The organism is Alphaproteobacteria bacterium, assembly GCA_040216735.1.
Classification (GTDB): domain Bacteria; phylum Pseudomonadota; class Alphaproteobacteria; order SHVP01; family SHVP01; genus CALJDF01.
Window position 1 is genome coordinate 1 of the sequence record JAVJOO010000006.1, and the last position, 16,456, is coordinate 16,456.

Genomic DNA, 16,456 nt, shown 5'->3' on the forward strand with positions numbered 1-16,456 from the left:
CTCTTTACTCGATGATTGATGCGACGACGCCGGCGCCGACGGTACGTCCGCCCTCGCGAATGGCGAAGCGCAGACCGTCGTCCATCGCGATCGGCGCGATCAACTCAACTTCCATCGTCACGTTGTCGCCCGGCATCACCATCTCGGTGCCCTCAGGCAACTTCACAACGCCCGTCACATCCGTCGTCCGGAAGTAAAACTGCGGACGATAGTTCGTGAAGAACGGCGTGTGACGACCACCTTCGTCCTTCGTCAGCACATACGCCTCAGCCTTGAACTTCGTGTGCGGCGTGATGCTTCCCGGCGCCGCCAGAACCTGCCCACGCTCGACATCCTCGCGGCCGATACCGCGCAACAGGCAACCCACGTTGTCGCCCGCCTCGCCGCTGTCCAACAACTTGCGGAACATCTCAACGCCCGTGCACGTCGTCTTCGCCGTGTCCTTGATCCCGACGATCTCGATCTCGTCGCCAACCTTGACGATCCCGCGCTCAATACGGCCCGTCACAACCGTCCCACGGCCCGAGATCGAGAACACGTCCTCGATCGGCATCAGGAACGGCTTGTCCTTCGGACGCTCCGGCTGCGGGATATACGCGTCGACTTCCTTCATCAGCGCTAGGATCGAATCTTTCCCTGTCGCCGCGTCGCCGTCCTCAAGCGCCACAAGCGCCGAGCCCCGAACGATCGGAATATCGTCGCCCGGATACTCGTAAAGCGACAAAAGCTCACGAACCTCAAGCTCAACCAGATCCAACAACTCCGCGTCGTCGACCTGGTCAACCTTGTTCATGTACACAACAATCGCCGGTACCCCGACCTGGCGCGCCAGCAAAATGTGCTCCCGCGTCTGCGGCATCGGGCCGTCAGCCGCAGAGACAACCAATATCGCGCCGTCCATCTGTGCCGCGCCCGTGATCATGTTCTTCACGTAGTCCGCATGGCCCGGGCAGTCCACATGCGCGTAGTGACGGTTCTCCGTCTCATACTCAACATGCGACGTCGCAATCGTGATCCCACGCGCCTTCTCCTCCGGCGCCTTGTCGATCTGATCGTACGCCGTGTACGTCGCCCCGCCCGTCTCAGCCAGCGTCTTCGTGATCGCTGCCGTCAACGACGTCTTGCCATGGTCAACATGGCCAATCGTTCCAATGTTGCAGTGCGGCTTCGTACGCTCAAATTTCGCTTTCGCCATCGCTTAATCTCCAACTGCTGCGATGTTAACGACGGGCTACGCCAGTTTGGCGCGGACTTCGTCCGACACCGCCTGGGGAACCTGCTGATAGTGATCGAAGTGCATCGTGAACTGCGCGCGCCCTTGCGACATCGAGCGCAACGTATTCACGTAACCGAACATATTGGCCAACGGGACCATCGCATTGATCGCCGTCGCATTGCCCCGTGGATCGGTCGAGTTGATCTGCCCGCGCCGGCTGTTCAGATCGCCGATCACGTCGCCCATATATTCCTCAGGCGTCACAACCTCGACCTTCATGACCGGCTCAAGCAACTTCACGCCGAGCTTGGAGGTGGCCTCGCGGATCGCGGCCCGCGCCGCGATTTCGAACGCCATCACACTCGAGTCGACGTCATGGTAGGCACCGTCAACCAGACGCACCTTGAAGTCTATCAGCGGAAATCCAGCCAATAGACCCGATTCGGCAACCGACTTGAGGCCCTTTTCGACGCCGGGAATGTATTCCTTGGGCACGTTGCCGCCGCGGATTTCGTCTTCGAAGACAAACCCGCTGCCCGCGTCCAACGGCTCGAATTCGAGCTTGATACGCGCAAATTGACCCGACCCACCGGTCTGCTTCTTGTGGGTATAGTCGATGCCCGCGGCCTTTGTAATGGTTTCGCGGTAGGCGACCTGGGGGGCGCCGACGTTGGCATCCACTTTGAACTCGCGCTTCATACGATCGACAATGATCTCGAGGTGGAGTTCGCCCATCCCCTTGATGATGGTCTGACCGCTTTCGGCATCGGTCGACACGCGGAACGAGGGATCTTCTTGGGCGAGGCGGTTGAGTGCCAAGCCCATTTTCTCCTGGTCGTTCTTGGTCTTCGGTTCGACCGCGATTTCGATGACCGGATCCGGGAAGTCCATCCGCTCCAGAACGACAGGCTTATCTTCGGCACAGAGCGTGTCGCCGGTCGTCGTCAGCTTGAGACCCGCGATCGCGACGATATCGCCGGCGCGCGCCTCTTTGATGTCTTCGCGCGAATTCGCGTGCATTTGCAGCATACGACCGATGCGCTCGCGCTTCCCTTTGACGGTGTTGAGGACGGTATTGCCGCTCTCAAGCACCCCGGAGTAGACGCGGACGAACGAGAGCGATCCGACGAACGGATCGGTCATGATCTTGAACGCTAGGGCCGAGAAGGGCTCGCCGTCGCTGGTCTTGCGCTCGACCTCTTCTTCGCTGTCGGGAAGATGACCGGTGACATGGTCCACATCGACCGGAGACGGCAAGAAGTCGACCACCGCATCCAGCAACGGCTGGACGCCCTTGTTCTTGAAAGCCGAACCGTTCAGAACGGGAACAAATGCACCGCTAATGGCACCTTTTCGAATGCACCGCTTCAGCGTGGCAACGTCCGGCTCGGTTCCGTTGAGGTATTGCTCAAGCGCAGCGTCGTCCTGCTCGACCGCGGCATCGACGAGCTTGGCGCGATACTCGGCGGCCTTCTCGGCATACTCTGCCGGAATGTCCTCGTAGGTAAATTCTGCACCGAGCGTCTCATCCTTCCAGATGATCGCCCGCATCTCGACCAAATCGATGACCCCGTCGTAATCCGCTTCGATGCCGAGCGGCAACTGAAGGACGAGGGGGTTCGCGCCGAGCCGGTCCACGATCATGTCGACGGTGCGGTAAAAGTTCGCCCCGGTACGGTCCATTTTATTGACGAAGCAAATCCGCGGCACTTTGTAACGGTCGGCTTGGCGCCATACCGTTTCGGATTGCGGCTCGACGCCCGCGACGCTGTCGAAAACCGCGACCGCGCCGTCGAGGACACGCAGGCTGCGCTCGACCTCAATCGTAAAGTCGACGTGACCCGGCGTATCAATGATGTTGATCCGGTGCCCTACCCAAAAGCAGGTCGTCGCGGCCGACGTAATGGTGATGCCGCGCTCTTGCTCCTGCTCCATCCAGTCCATCACGGCATTGCCGTCGTGGACCTCGCCGATCCGGTGGGAAATACCGGTGTAGTAGAGGATGCGCTCGGTCGTCGTCGTCTTACCGGCATCGATGTGCGCCATGATGCCGATATTGCGATAGTCGCTAATGGGGGTTACGCGCGCCATGGGAATAATGTCCTGGAATTACCAACGATAGTGAGCGAATGCCTTATTGGCATCCGCCATACGATGGGTGTCTTCCCTCTTCTTGACCGCCGTGCCGCGATTCTCCGACGCATCGAGCAGCTCGCCTGCAAGGCGCTCTGTCATGGTTTTTTCGCTTCTCGCCCGCGCCGCGGTGATAACCCAGCGAATGGCCAGCGCCTGGGCCCGTTCGGTGCGCACTTCAACCGGCACCTGGTACGTCGCACCGCCGACGCGCCGCGACCGCACCTCAAGATCCGGCTTGACGTTTCCAAGCGCGTCGTGGAACAGCCGCACCGGGTCTTGCTTGCTCTTCGAGGCAACTCGATCGAAGGCGCCGTAAACGATCGTCTCGGCGGCCGACTTCCGGCCGTCATACATCAACGAGTTCATGAATTTGGTGACCACCCTATCGCCGTACTTGGCGTCGGGAAGGACATCGCGTCGCTCTGCAGCGTGGCGTCGTGACATTTCTGCGGCCCCTCTACTTAGGACGCTTCGCGCCGTATTTGGAACGGCGCTGACGACGATCGCCGACGCCCTGCGTATCCAAAATACCGCGAATGACATGGTAGCGAACGCCGGGCAAATCCTTGACGCGCCCGCCGCGGATCATCACCACCGAATGCTCTTGAAGGTTATGACCCTCGCCTGGAATGTAGCTGGTGACCTCGAAACCGTTGGTCAGCCGTACGCGAGCCACTTTACGAAGCGCCGAGTTCGGCTTCTTCGGTGTGGTGGTGTAGACGCGGGTGCAAACGCCGCGCTTTTGCGGGCATGCTTCCATCGCCGGAACCTTGTTCTTTTTGACAGGCCGCTCACGCGACTTGCGAACAAGTTGATTGATCGTTGGCATTGTTACCTTCGCCGCCTCGCGCAATTTCCACGTACAAAACGACCCGATGCGGCCTGCTCCCAGAGCGCCGCCGGGTCGTGCCCGTATCCGGGCTTCAAATATGGTCACCGGTTTCCTGGGGGAACCGTGTCTAGGTCGAACCTACTACCGGCCCCTCAGAAGGCGCGCATACTATGGTTGAGCCTTCCGAGCGTCAAGTGGTGCCGCACAATAAATGCGAGGCTTTCCCAGCGTTCCACGAGAGGGGTGCCGCGCATCGGCGGCAATGCTGCATTGCAACATGGCCAGGCCCGGGCCGAAACAAGAAAACCGCCCCGGTTTGGGGCGGTTTTCCTTTAGTTTCAATGCTCTAGAGAGAGGCTGGTTCCGCCTCCGTGGTCTCGGCACTGGCTTCCGCTTCCTCGACCGCCTCGATCCTGGCTTGGTTGCGATCTAGAACTTCCTGGTCGCGTTCCGTGGCCAATGCCCGCTTTTTGTTCATCACCCCGCCTGTTCCGGCCGGGATCAGACGACCGACGATGACGTTTTCCTTCAAACCGACCAGCGGATCGATCTTGCCGGAAACCGCCGCCTCGGTCAGAACCCGGGTGGTTTCCTGGAAGGACGCCGCCGAGAAGAACGACTTGGTCTGGAGCGAGGCTTTGGTAATGCCGAGCAAGATCGGTTCAGCGGTTGCCGGCTTGAGCCCCTCGGCCTCGGCCTCCTTGTTGGCCTCGGCAAATTCCTCGCGGTCGACGTGCTCGCCGGCCAGGAACGTGGTGTCGCCTGAGGTCAAAATCTCGACCTTTTGCAGCATTTGCCGACAGATCACCTCAATATGCTTGTCGTTGATGCCGACGCCCTGGAGCCGGTAGACCTCTTGGATCTCGGCCACGAGGTAAGCCGCCAACGCCTCAACGCCCAATACCCGCAAGATGTCGTGGGGAACGGGGTTGCCGTCGAGGAGCAAATCGCCCTTCGACACGAAGTCGCCTTCCTGGACAGCAATGTGCTTGCCCTTCGGGATCAGGTACTCGACGGGATCGCCGCCGTCGGTTGGGTTGACGATGATCCGGCGCTTGTTCTTGTAGTCCTTGCCGTATTCCACGGTACCTTCGGACTCCGCCATGACAGCGTGGTCCTTCGGCATCCGCGCCTCGAAAAGCTCCGCCACCCGCGGCAGACCGCCGGTGATGTCGCGAGTTTTCGTCGACTCCCGCGGAATACGCGCCAACACGTCGCCGGCATGGACATCTTGGCCGTCGTTGATTGACAGAATGGCGTCGACCGACAGGAAATACCGGGCCTCGATCCCATTCGCCAGGGTAATGACCTCGCCCTTATCGTCGCGCAAGGTAATCCGCGGCCGCAGGTCGCTGCCCTTGGGCTGTTGGCGCCAGTCGACAACCACTTTGCTCGCGATACCGGTTCCTTCGTCGACCACATCGCGCATCGATACGCCATCGACGAGATCGCGGTAGGTCGCGACACCCTCGCGTTCGGTGATGATCGGGATCGTGTAGGGGTCCCACTGGGCGAGCTTTTCGCCCTTCGTCACCGCGCCGCCGTCGTCGACCAGGAGCCGCGAACCGTACGGCACCTTGTGACGGCCGCGCTCGCGACCATCGGGATCGATCACGACGACTTCCGTGTTGCGACCCATCACGATGAGTTCGCCCTTGGAGTTTTTGACGATATTTCTGTTCTCGATGCGGGCCGAACCGGAATAGGCCGCTTCGGCGCCGGTCTGTTCGGCAAGCTGGGCCGTCCCACCGATATGGAACGTACGCATCGTCAACTGTGTGCCGGGTTCGCCGATGGACTGAGCAGCGATCACACCTACGGCCTCGCCGATATTCACTGGCGTCCCACGGGCGAGATCGCGCCCGTAGCAAGTTCCGCACACGCCGCCTTTGCTTTCGCAGGTCAATACCGAGCGGAGGAGGATCGATTCGACGCCCGCGCGCTCGACTTCTTTGACGTGGGACTCGGTCATGGTCTCGCCGCCGCGGACGAGAACTTCGCCCGATAGCGGGTCTACGACGTCGACCGCGGCCGACCGGCCAAGGATCCGTTCGCCCAACGACACGATGACTTCGCCGCCTTCGAGAACCTCTTTGATGGTCAGGCCGTTTTGACTACCGCAATCCCGTTCGACGATGATGCAATCTTGCGAAACGTCAACCAACCGCCGGGTCAAGTAACCCGAGTTAGCGGTCTTGAGTGCGGTATCCGCCAGACCCTTACGGGCGCCATGCGTGGAGTTGAAGTACTCGAGAACCGAGAGGCCCTCTTTGAAGTTAGAGATAATCGGCGTTTCGATGATCTCGCCCGACGGTTTGGCCATCAGACCGCGCATGCCGGCAAGTTGCTTCATCTGGGCCACCGAGCCGCGTGCGCCGGATTGCGCCATCATGAAGATCGAGTTGACGTTCTTGCCGCCGCCGTCGGAACCTTCGACGTCGCTCGACATCCCTTTCATCATCTCGTCCGCAACCTTCTCGGTGCATTGAGACCAGGCGTCGACCACTTTGTTGTATTTCTCGCCCTGAGTGATCAGACCGTCGAGGTATTGCAGCTCATACTCCTTCACCAGCTCGCGCGTCTCGTCGACGAGCTTAATCTTGGCGCCGGGGATGACCATATCGTCCTTGCCGAAGGAAATACCCGCGCGCGCAGCATTCGAGAACCCAAGCGACATCAGGCGGTCCGCGAACAGGACGGTCTCCTTTTGCCCGCAATGGCGATAGACCTCGTCGATGACCTGGCTGGTCTCCTTTTTAGTCAGCAAGCGGTTGATCAAGGAGAACGGCAGGTTTGGATGCCGGGGCAGGATATCGGACAGCAACATCCGGCCGGGGGTGGTTTCCACAACGAGGCGGACCGGCGCACCGGTTTCGTCGACCGTGTGATACCTCGCCTTGATCCGAGCGTGGAGTGCCACGGCGCCGGTTTCGAGCGCATGTTCGATCTCCGCAACCGACGCGAAAGTCATTCCCTCGCCGGTCTCGCCGTTTTGCGCGATCGTCATGTAGTAGAGGCCAAGAACAATGTCCTGGGACGGCACGATGATCGGCTTGCCGTTGGCCGGGCTGAGGATGTTGTTTGTCGACATCATCAGAACGCGTGCCTCGAGCTGCGCCTCGAGCGACAACGGCACGTGGACCGCCATCTGATCGCCGTCGAAGTCGGCGTTGAACGCCGTACAGACCAACGGGTGTAACTGGATCGCCTTACCCTCGATCAAGACCGGCTCAAACGCTTGAATGCCGAGTCGGTGCAATGTCGGGGCCCGGTTGAGAAGCACGGGATGCTCGCGAATGACTTCTTCGAGAATGTCCCACACCTCAGGCCGTTCGCTCTCGACCAGCTTCTTGGCCATCTTGATCGTGGCCGCCATGCCGTAGTGCTCGAGCCGCGAGTAGACGAACGGCTTGAACAACTCCAGGGCCATCTTTTTCGGTAAGCCGCATTGGTGCAGTTTCAGCTCAGGCCCGACGACGATCACCGAGCGGCCCGAATAATCGACGCGCTTGCCCAAAAGGTTCTGACGGAAGCGCCCTTGTTTGCCCTTGAGCATGTCGGCAAGCGACTTCAGCGGCCGTTTGTTCGTACCGGTAATGACGCGGCCGCGGCGACCGTTGTCGAATAACGCATCGACCGACTCCTGCAACATCCGCTTTTCGTTGCGAACGATGATGTCCGGCGCGCGCAGTTCCATGAGCCTTTTCAGGCGATTGTTCCGGTTGATCACCCGACGGTAGAGGTCGTTGAGATCGGACGTCGCGAAGCGGCCCCCATCGAGGGGCACGAGCGGGCGCAAATCGGGCGGGATCACGGGAATGACCGTGAGGATCATCCATTCCGGACGGTTACCGGACTTAATGAACGATTCGACCAGCTTGAGCCGCTTGATCAGTTTCTTCGGTTTGACGGTCGAGGTCGTCTCCGCGAGTTCCGTGCGGATATCTTCGCGGGCCTTCTCTAAGTCCATGCTGGACAGCATCTCGCGAATCGCTTCCGCGCCGATGCCCGCCGTGAAACTCTCTTCGCCGTATTCGTCTTGGGCGTCGAGGTATTCTTCCTCGGTCAGCATCTGAAACCGCTTCATCGGCGTCAGACCGGCGTCGATGACAATGTACTGCTCGAAATAGAGCACGCGCTCCAGATCCTTCAGCGTCATGTCGAGCATCAGGCCGATCCGCGACGGCAGCGACTTCAAGAACCAGATGTGCGCCACGGGCGAGGCCAGTTCGATGTGGCCCATGCGCTCGCGCCGCACGCGGCTCAGCGTCACCTCGACACCGCACTTCTCGCAGACGATGCCGCGGTACTTCATGCGCTTGTACTTGCCGCACAGGCACTCGTAATCCTTTACCGGACCGAAGATTCGGGCGCAGAAAAGCCCATCGCGTTCCGGCTTGAACGTCCGGTAGTTGATGGTCTCTGGCTTCTTAATCTCGCCGAAGGACCACGACATGATCCGTTCCGGGCTGGCGATCGAGATCTTGATCTGGTCGAAGCTCTGAACGCCTTCGACCTGACCGAAAAAGCGCATCAACTCATTCATCCGCGTAACTCCTTCCGCTCTTTGTTAGAGCCGGGCTCGCGCCCAATAATTCTTCGTCCGACCTAGCCGACCGTCTGGGACAATTCGACGTTGAGACCAAGAGACCGAAGTTCCTTGACCAGAACGTTGAACGATTCCGGCACGCCGGCCTCGAAGGTGTCGTCGCCCTGGACAATGGCCTCGTAGACCTTCGTCCGGCCTGCCACGTCGTCCGACTTCACGGTCAGCATTTCCTGCAAGGTGTAGGCGGCGCCGTAAGCCTGCAGGGCCCAAACCTCCATCTCGCCGAAGCGCTGGCCGCCGAACTGCGCCTTACCGCCCAACGGCTGCTGGGTAACCAGGCTGTATGGACCGATCGAGCGGGCGTGGATCTTGTCGTCCACAAGGTGGTGGAGTTTGAGCATGTAGATGTAACCAACCGTGACTTTGCGCGCGAACCGCTCGCCGGTACGACCGTCCACCAGGGAAACTTGGCCGGAGGTATCGAGACCCGCCCGATCCAAAAGCTCGACGATATCGGCTTCGTGCGCACCGTCGAATACAGGTGTCGCCATCGGCACGCCGGGCCGTAGGTTGTTGCCGAGCTCCATAAGTTCCGGCTCGGACAGCGGCGCAATCATCCGCTTGTACTGATCCTTGCCATAGAGCCCCTCCAACTCGGTGCGCAGCGCTCCGGACGACTGCCCCTGCCGGACGGCATCGACCATCTCGCCGATTTGCTGACCGAGTTGCGCCGATGCCCAACCGAGGTGCGTTTCGAGAATCTGCCCGACGTTCATGCGCGAGGGCACGCCGAGCGGATTGAGAACGACATCGACCGGTGTGCCGTCATCGAGATGCGGCATATCTTCGATCGGGACGATCTTCGAAATCACGCCCTTGTTGCCGTGCCGTCCGGCCATTTTGTCGCCAGGCTGTAGCTTACGTTTCACCGCGACAAAGACCTTGACCATCTTCATCACGCCAGGGAGCAACTCGTCGCCGCGCTGGAGTTTCTCGACTTTGTTTTCAAAGCGTGCCTGGAGGGCCGCTTCGGCGGAATCGAACTGCGTCTTCAGCCGTTCGATCGAATCTGCCGTTGCCGACTCTTCGATGCCGATCTGCCACCACTGGCCCGGGGTCACCTGGCTCAACGCTTCTTCGGTGATTTTGCCGACCGGGAAGCCCTTCGGCCCACTCGTCGCGGTTTTGCCGGTCAACATTTCCTTGAGACGGTGGAAGGTATTGCTCTCCAGGATTGCCTTCTCGTCGTCCTTATCCTTGGCGAGCGCCTTGATTTCCTCCCGTTCGATGGCAAGGGCGCGTTCGTCCTTTTCGACGCCGTGACGGTTGAAGACGCGCACTTCAACGACGGTGCCGGTGACGCTCGGAGGCAGGCGCAGCGACGTGTCGCGTACATCCGACGCTTTCTCGCCAAAGATCGCACGGAGCAGTTTCTCCTCCGGCGTCATCGGCGATTCGCCCTTCGGTGTTACCTTGCCGACCAGGATGTCGGAGGGCTCCACGTTGGCCCCGACATACACAATGCCGGCCTCGTCGAGATTCTTGAGCGCTTCTTCGCCCACGTTCGGGATATCGCGGGTGATTTCCTCTTGGCCGAGTTTGGTGTCGCGGGCCATGACTTCGAACTCCTCGATATGGATCGAGGTAAACACATCGTCACGGACAATACGCTCGGAAATCAGGATCGAATCTTCGAAGTTGTAGCCCTGCCACGGCATGAACGCGACGAGGACGTTACGCCCGAGCGCCAATTCGCCGAGATCGGTTGACGGGCCGTCGGCAATAATGTCGCCGGCCTCGACGCGATCGCCCATCTTTACCAACGGGCGTTGGTTGATACAGGTATTTTGGTTGGACCGCTGGAACTTCAGCAAGTTGTAGATGTCGACACCGGGCGACGACAGGTCGTCGTCGTTATCGGCGCGGATGACGATACGCGTCGCGTCAACCTGGCTAATGATGCCGGACCGGCGCGCGATCGAGGTCACGCCGGAGTCGCGGGCGACCACCTCCTCCATGCCGGTGCCGACGAGCGGGGCTTCGGCACGAATGAGCGGAACCGCCTGGCGTTGCATGTTCGATCCCATCAGCGCGCGGTTGGCGTCGTCGTTTTCCAAGAATGGAATGAGCGCTGCCGCGACCGATACCAACTGCTTGGGCGCAACATCCATGTAGTTGATGTCTTCGGGCCGGACCATGACGAAATCGCCCCCTGACCGGCAACTCACCAGGTCGGCGGTAAAGCGACCGGTTGCATCGAGATCGGCGTTCGCCTGGGCGATGGTGTAGCGCCCCTCCTCCATCGCCGAGAGATAGACCACGTCGTCGCCGATCTTACCGTCGGCAACCTTGCGATAAGGACTCTCGATGAAGCCGTACTTGTTGACCCGCGCATAGGTCGCGAGCGAGTTGATCAGACCGATGTTCGGACCTTCGGGCGTCTCGATGGGACACACGCGACCGTAATGGGTTGGGTGAACGTCGCGAACCTCGAAGCCCGCGCGTTCCCGTGTCAGACCGCCCGGCCCCAACGCCGAGAGACGGCGTTTGTGGGTAATTTCGGCGAGCGGGTTGGTCTGATCCATGAACTGGCTGAGCTGGCTCGAGCCAAAGAACTCGCGCACCGCCGCCGCGGCGGGCTTGGCGTTGATGAGGTCATGCGGCATGACGGTATCGATCTCTACCGAACTCATGCGCTCGCGAATCGCCCGCTCCATACGGAGCAAGCCAATGCGGTACTGATTCTCCATCAACTCGCCGACCGAACGGACCCGCCGGTTGCCGAGATGATCGATATCGTCGATTTCGCCGCGACCGTCCTTCAAATCGACCAACGTCTTTAGGATGGACAGGATGTCTTCTTTACGAAGAACGCGGAGTTGATCGTCGGTCTCGAAACCGAGGCGCGCATTCATCTTGACCCGGCCGACCGGTGAGAGGTCGTAGCGTTCGGAGTCGAAGAACAGGCTTTGGAATAGGTTCTCCGCCGTCTCCTCGGTGGGCGGCTCGCCCGGACGCATGACCCGATAGATTTCGATCAAGGCCCGCTCGCGGTCCGTCACTTTGTCGACTTCGAGCGTATTGCGGATGTACGGACCGATCGTCACGTTGTCGATGTCGAGCGTCGGCACCCCGGTCACGCCAGCCTCGATCAGCGCCGCAATCGACTCTTCGGTCAGCTCTTCGCCCGCTTCAACATGGATCCGGCCGGTTTCTTCGTCGACCAGATCGACCGCGATATAGCGGCCGATGAGCTCTTCCGAAGGCACCAAGAGCTCTTCCAGCCCCGATTCTTGGAGCTTGTTTAGTATACGGCCGGTAATTTTCGTCCCCGCCTCGATCGCGACCTTGCCGGTCTTGGCGTTGATCATGTCGCGCGCCGCTTTCAGCCCGCGCATGCGATCGGCATTCATCGGCACTTTCCAGGCGTCGCGTTTGGCATCGTATACGTACGAAACGCGGTCGTAGAACTGTTCGAGGATCTCTTCTTGGCCCATCCCGAGCGCATACAGAAGAGTTGTCGCCGGCAGCTTGCGGCGCCGGTCGATTCGCACATGGACGATGTCCTTGGCGTCGAATTCAAGGTCGAGCCACGAGCCGCGATAGGGAATGACACGCGCCGCGAACAGGAACTTGCCCGATGAATGGGTCTTGCCCTTGTCGTGATCGAAGAACACGCCAGGCGAGCGATGCATTTGGCTCACGATCACCCGTTCGGTTCCGTTCACGATGAATGTGCCGTTTTTCGTCATCAACGGCATGTCACCCATGTAGACGTCTTGCTCTTTGATATCGAGGACCGAGCGCGAGCCGGTCTCTTCGTCCACTTCGAAGACGATCAGGCGCAAAGTCACCTTCAGCGGAGCCGCGTAGGTCATGCCCCGCTGTTGGCACTCCTCGGTGTCGTATTTCGGGTGCTCAAGTTCGTATTTGACGAATTCGAGCGAGGATGTCTCCGAGAAATCGGCGATCGGAAACACCGACTTGAAGACAGCCTGGAGGCCGGTATCCGTGCGATCCGCGTCAACAACGCCAATCTGGAGGAAGGTATCCCAGGAGCTTTTCTGCACCTCGATCAGGTTGGGCATCGACGTCGCCGCCATGATGCGACCGAAATCTTTGCGAACCCGTTTGCGACCGGTGAAGGACAGTGACATATCCGCTCCTTTAGACCCGCTTGTCATCCCGCTTCGCGCTGTGGGTCTGCGCGCGAAACGCATGAACCGGCCCGGCGGAATCAAATTCCGCCGGCCGGCCTATGAGGTAACGCCCTCGCGTCGTGTACGGTCCGCCGATGTGGCGCCCCGCTTTTTCATCGCTCGACTACTTGATCTCAACGGTCGCGCCCGCACCCTCAAGCTGCTCTTTGATCTTGGCGGCTTCGTCCTTGGACGCACCTTCTTTGACTTCCTTCGGCGCTGCCTCGACAAGATCCTTCGCCTCTTTGAGACCCAGGCCGGTGATCGCCCGAACCTCTTTGATGACGTTGATCTTTTTGTCGCCAACAGAGGCCAACACGACCGTGAACTCGGTCTGCTCCTCCGCAGCCTCGGCCACGGCACCTGGGCCGGCCGCTACGGCAACCGGCGCTGCCGCCGATACGCCCCACTTCTCCTCAAGCATCTTGGAAAGCTCGGCGGCTTCCATGACGGTGAGGCTCGAAAGGTCTTCTGCAATTTTCGCTAGATCGGTCATTTCTTCTTGCTCCTAAATTCGAATTCGTTGGAGTCTTTCGACTCAGGCGACTTACGCCGCATCCTTGGATCCATACGCCCCGAAAACGCGAGCCAGTTGGCCCGCCGGTGCCTGCAAGACGCCTGCGATCTTTGTCGCCGGTGCCTGCAGCAAACCAACAAGCTTGCCTCGCAACTCGTCGAGAGACGGCAACTCGGCCAAGGCCTTGACGCCTTTCTCATCGAGCACAGATTGCCCCATCGCACCGCCCACGATGACGAAGCGATCGTTCGCCTTGGCGAAACTGGCAGCGACCTTTGCAGGTGCCACCACGTCGTCCGAGTAAGCGATCGCCGTCGGCCCCTTGAGCAGGTCCGATAGGGATTCGTATGGTGTTCCGCGGAGTGCGAGCTTTGTGAGTCGATTCTTAGTGACCTTGAAGCTGGCACCTGCCTCACGCATCTTCCGTCGCAACTCGGTGAGTTGCGACACCGTCAACCCCGCATTCTGGGTCACAACGACCACAGCGGTGTTGCTGAAGATCTCGTTGAGCGAGGCGACCGTCTTCTCTTTCTCTAATCGGTCCACTCTTCTCTCCGTCGGTGGCCGGCGCGGAAACCGTGTCGGCCTGGTTGCACACAAGGACGCTTCACCGAAGCGTCCGTCTTGCCTGCCCCAGGGTTTCCAGCGCCAGGCGAATCGAATCCCGCCTAAACGCGTCTACCACTGTCTATGCAGGCGATGTTTCCATCATTACCCCGCCTTTCGGCGGCACCTACAGTCTCGGACAGGATCGGGCCTTGCGACCCTCGCTCGGCGGATTTCTCCGCCGGAACGCCGTCTAACTACTCAAACCTTTGCGACGCGCTCAGCCCAACAGACTGGGAACGTCGATCTTGATACCCGGCCCCATCGTCGAGCTGAGTGAGACCTTTTTCAGGTATACGCCCTTTTGACCGGTCGGCTTGGCCCGGTTGATCGCATCGGCAAACGCCTTGGCGTTCTCGATCAGCGCTTCCTTGGCAAAACTGGCCTTGCCCACGCCAGCGTGAACGATCCCTGCCTTTTCCACTCGGAATTCGACCTGGCCGCCCTTGGCGTCGGCGACCGCCTTCGCGACATCGGTTGTCACCGTCCCCAGTTTCGGGTTCGGCATCATACCGCGCGGGCCGAGCACTTTGCCCAAGCGTCCGACGATCGCCATCATGTCGGGTGTCGCGATACACCGGTCGAAGGGTATGTCACCGCCTTGGACCCGTTCGGCGAGGTCCTCCGCACCGACAACGTCAGCACCGGCCTTGGTTGCGGCATCGGCATTATCGCCCCGGGCGAAGACGCCAACCCGTACCGTCCGTCCCGTCCCGTTCGGCAGTGAAACGACCCCGCGCACCATTTGATCGGCGTGCCGCGGATCGACACCGAGATTCATAGCGATCTCGACCGTCTCATCGAACTTCGTCGTCGCGAACGACTTGAGCAAGCCGACGGCCTCGTCGATCGGGTAAGCCCGGTCCCGGTCCAATCCCTCAACGGCCTTCGCGAGTCTTTTTCCAACTTTTGCCATGATTACCCCACCACCTCGATGCCCATCGACCGGGCGGAGCCCTTGATCATTTCCATGGCTGCATCGACATCATAGGCGTTCAGATCGACCATCTTTTGTTCCGCGATTTCGCGCAATTGCGCCTGGGTCACGCGACCGGCCGTCTCGCGCCCGACAATTTTCGCGCCCTTTTGGATCTTCGCCGCCTTCTTCAGGAAATAGGATACCGGCGGCGTTTTCGTTTCGAACGTGAAGGACTTGTCGGTAAACACCGTGATCGTGGTCGGGATCGGGACGCCCTGCTCCATGTTCTGGGTGGCGGCGTTGAACGCCTTGCAAAATTCCATGATCGCGACGCCACGCTGGCCAAGCGCGGGACCGATCGGCGGCGACGGGTTTGCTTGCCCCGCCGGCACCTGCAATTTGATATAGCCCGATATCTTCTTCGCCATTCCTTATCCCTTCCTTCGCCGGACTGCCGGCTGCTGGGTGCGCGGTACGACCATGGCGGGTCTCCCGCACGACATTCTCAAAGTTTTTCGACTTGTGTGTATTCAAGCTCGACCGGCGTCGCCCGACCGAAAATCGATACGGCGACCTTGAGCCGCGTACGTTCCTCGTCGACTTCTTCCACCAGACCGTTGAACGACGTGAACGGGCCATCCGCAACTCTGACCTGCTCGCCGACCTCGAACGTGATCGACGGCTTCGGTCGTTCGATTCCCTCTTGGACTTGAACCAGGATGCGATCAACCTCAGCCTGACTCACCGGCGACGGTTTTGCTGCCGCCCCCAAGAAACCCGTCACTTTCGGTGTGTTCTTGATCAAGTGGTAGGTTTCGTCGGTCATTTCCATCCGGGCCAAAACGTAACCCGGGAAGAACTTGCGCTCGGCGTTGACCTTTTTGCCGCGGCGCATTTCGACGACCTCTTCGGTCGGTACCAACACCTCTTCGATCAGTTCGCCAAGGCCTTTGATATCGGCCTGCTCCATGATCGACTGCGCGACCTTGTTTTCAAAGCCCGAATAAACGTGAACGATATACCAACGCATGGCCACGGCCGTCAGCCTCCCAGGCCCAAGATCGCACGGACGCCAAACGAAAATATCTGGTCGACCACAAAGAAAAAGATCGAAAACAGAACGACCATGATGACGACCATCGCGACCGAAATCAGCGTTTCGCGACGGGTCGGCCAGGTGACCTTTGAGGTCTCCTGACGGACTTGTCGCAAAAACTCGACGGGGTTTGGTTTGGCCATATCTTCTTGACTTCTATCCTTGGCAGGAGTGGAGGGACTCGAACCCACAACCCCCGGTTTTGGAGACCGGTGCTCTAGCCAGTTGAGCTACACTCCTAAGGCCTCTTTACTCGATGATTGATGCGACGACGCCGGCGCCGACGGTACGTCCGCCCTCGCGAATGGCGAAGCGCAGACCGTCGTCCATCGCGATCGGCGCGATCAACTCAACTTCCATCGTCACGTTGTCGCCCGGCATCACCA

The 16,456-nt window shown here is 60.0% G+C and carries 13 protein-coding genes and 1 tRNA gene; all 14 read right to left on the minus strand.

Going from position 1 to position 16,456, the window contains the following annotated elements; genetic code table 11:
- Positions 1-4 precede the first annotated feature (4 nt).
- Positions 5-1,195 (minus strand): elongation factor Tu, encoded by a 1,191-nt coding sequence (gene tuf, locus RID42_17065; GenBank protein MEQ8249393.1) that lies wholly within the window; start codon positions 1,193-1,195, stop codon positions 5-7.
- Positions 1,196-1,231: 36 nt separating this feature from the next.
- Positions 1,232-3,307, minus strand: coding sequence for an elongation factor G (gene fusA / locus RID42_17070; GenBank protein MEQ8249394.1), 2,076 nt, complete (start codon positions 3,305-3,307; stop codon positions 1,232-1,234).
- Between the two features lie 18 nt (positions 3,308-3,325).
- Positions 3,326-3,796: a 30S ribosomal protein S7 gene (gene rpsG, locus RID42_17075; GenBank protein ID MEQ8249395.1), complete on the minus strand. Its 471-nt coding sequence runs from the start codon at positions 3,794-3,796 to the stop codon at positions 3,326-3,328.
- Between the two features lie 13 nt (positions 3,797-3,809).
- Positions 3,810-4,181: a 30S ribosomal protein S12 gene (rpsL, locus tag RID42_17080; protein MEQ8249396.1), complete on the minus strand. Its 372-nt coding sequence runs from the start codon at positions 4,179-4,181 to the stop codon at positions 3,810-3,812.
- A gap of 349 nt (positions 4,182-4,530) precedes the next feature.
- The gene (gene rpoC / locus RID42_17085; GenBank protein MEQ8249397.1) at positions 4,531-8,730 is read right to left on the minus strand and encodes a DNA-directed RNA polymerase subunit beta'; all 4,200 of its coding nucleotides are present in this window, start codon (positions 8,728-8,730) and stop codon (positions 4,531-4,533) included.
- 62 nt (positions 8,731-8,792) lie between these two features.
- A complete protein-coding gene (gene rpoB, locus RID42_17090; GenBank protein MEQ8249398.1) occupies positions 8,793-12,890 on the minus strand; it encodes a DNA-directed RNA polymerase subunit beta in 4,098 nt (1,365 codons plus the stop codon).
- A gap of 166 nt (positions 12,891-13,056) precedes the next feature.
- Entirely contained in the window at positions 13,057-13,428 is a 372-nt protein-coding gene (gene rplL / locus RID42_17095; GenBank protein ID MEQ8249399.1) for a 50S ribosomal protein L7/L12, read from the minus strand.
- A gap of 51 nt (positions 13,429-13,479) precedes the next feature.
- Entirely contained in the window at positions 13,480-13,995 is a 516-nt protein-coding gene (rplJ, locus tag RID42_17100) for a 50S ribosomal protein L10 (protein ID MEQ8249400.1), read from the minus strand.
- A 280-nt stretch (positions 13,996-14,275) separates the two neighbouring features.
- Positions 14,276-14,971: a 50S ribosomal protein L1 gene (gene rplA / locus RID42_17105; protein ID MEQ8249401.1), complete on the minus strand. Its 696-nt coding sequence runs from the start codon at positions 14,969-14,971 to the stop codon at positions 14,276-14,278.
- 2 nt (positions 14,972-14,973) lie between these two features.
- Complete coding sequence (gene rplK, locus RID42_17110) at positions 14,974-15,402, minus strand: 50S ribosomal protein L11 (GenBank protein ID MEQ8249402.1); 429 nt, start codon at positions 15,400-15,402, stop codon at positions 14,974-14,976.
- A 77-nt stretch (positions 15,403-15,479) separates the two neighbouring features.
- Positions 15,480-16,010 carry a transcription termination/antitermination protein NusG gene (nusG, locus tag RID42_17115; GenBank protein MEQ8249403.1) on the minus strand — a complete coding sequence of 177 codons (531 nt, stop codon included), beginning with the start codon at positions 16,008-16,010 and terminating at the stop codon, positions 15,480-15,482.
- A gap of 5 nt (positions 16,011-16,015) precedes the next feature.
- Complete coding sequence (gene secE / locus RID42_17120) at positions 16,016-16,213, minus strand: preprotein translocase subunit SecE (GenBank protein ID MEQ8249404.1); 198 nt, start codon at positions 16,211-16,213, stop codon at positions 16,016-16,018.
- A 20-nt stretch (positions 16,214-16,233) separates the two neighbouring features.
- A tRNA-Trp gene (locus RID42_17125) sits at positions 16,234-16,310 on the minus strand.
- Positions 16,311-16,319: 9 nt separating this feature from the next.
- A partial coding sequence (gene tuf / locus RID42_17130; protein MEQ8249405.1) for an elongation factor Tu occupies positions 16,320-16,456 on the minus strand: 137 nt, incomplete at its 5' end.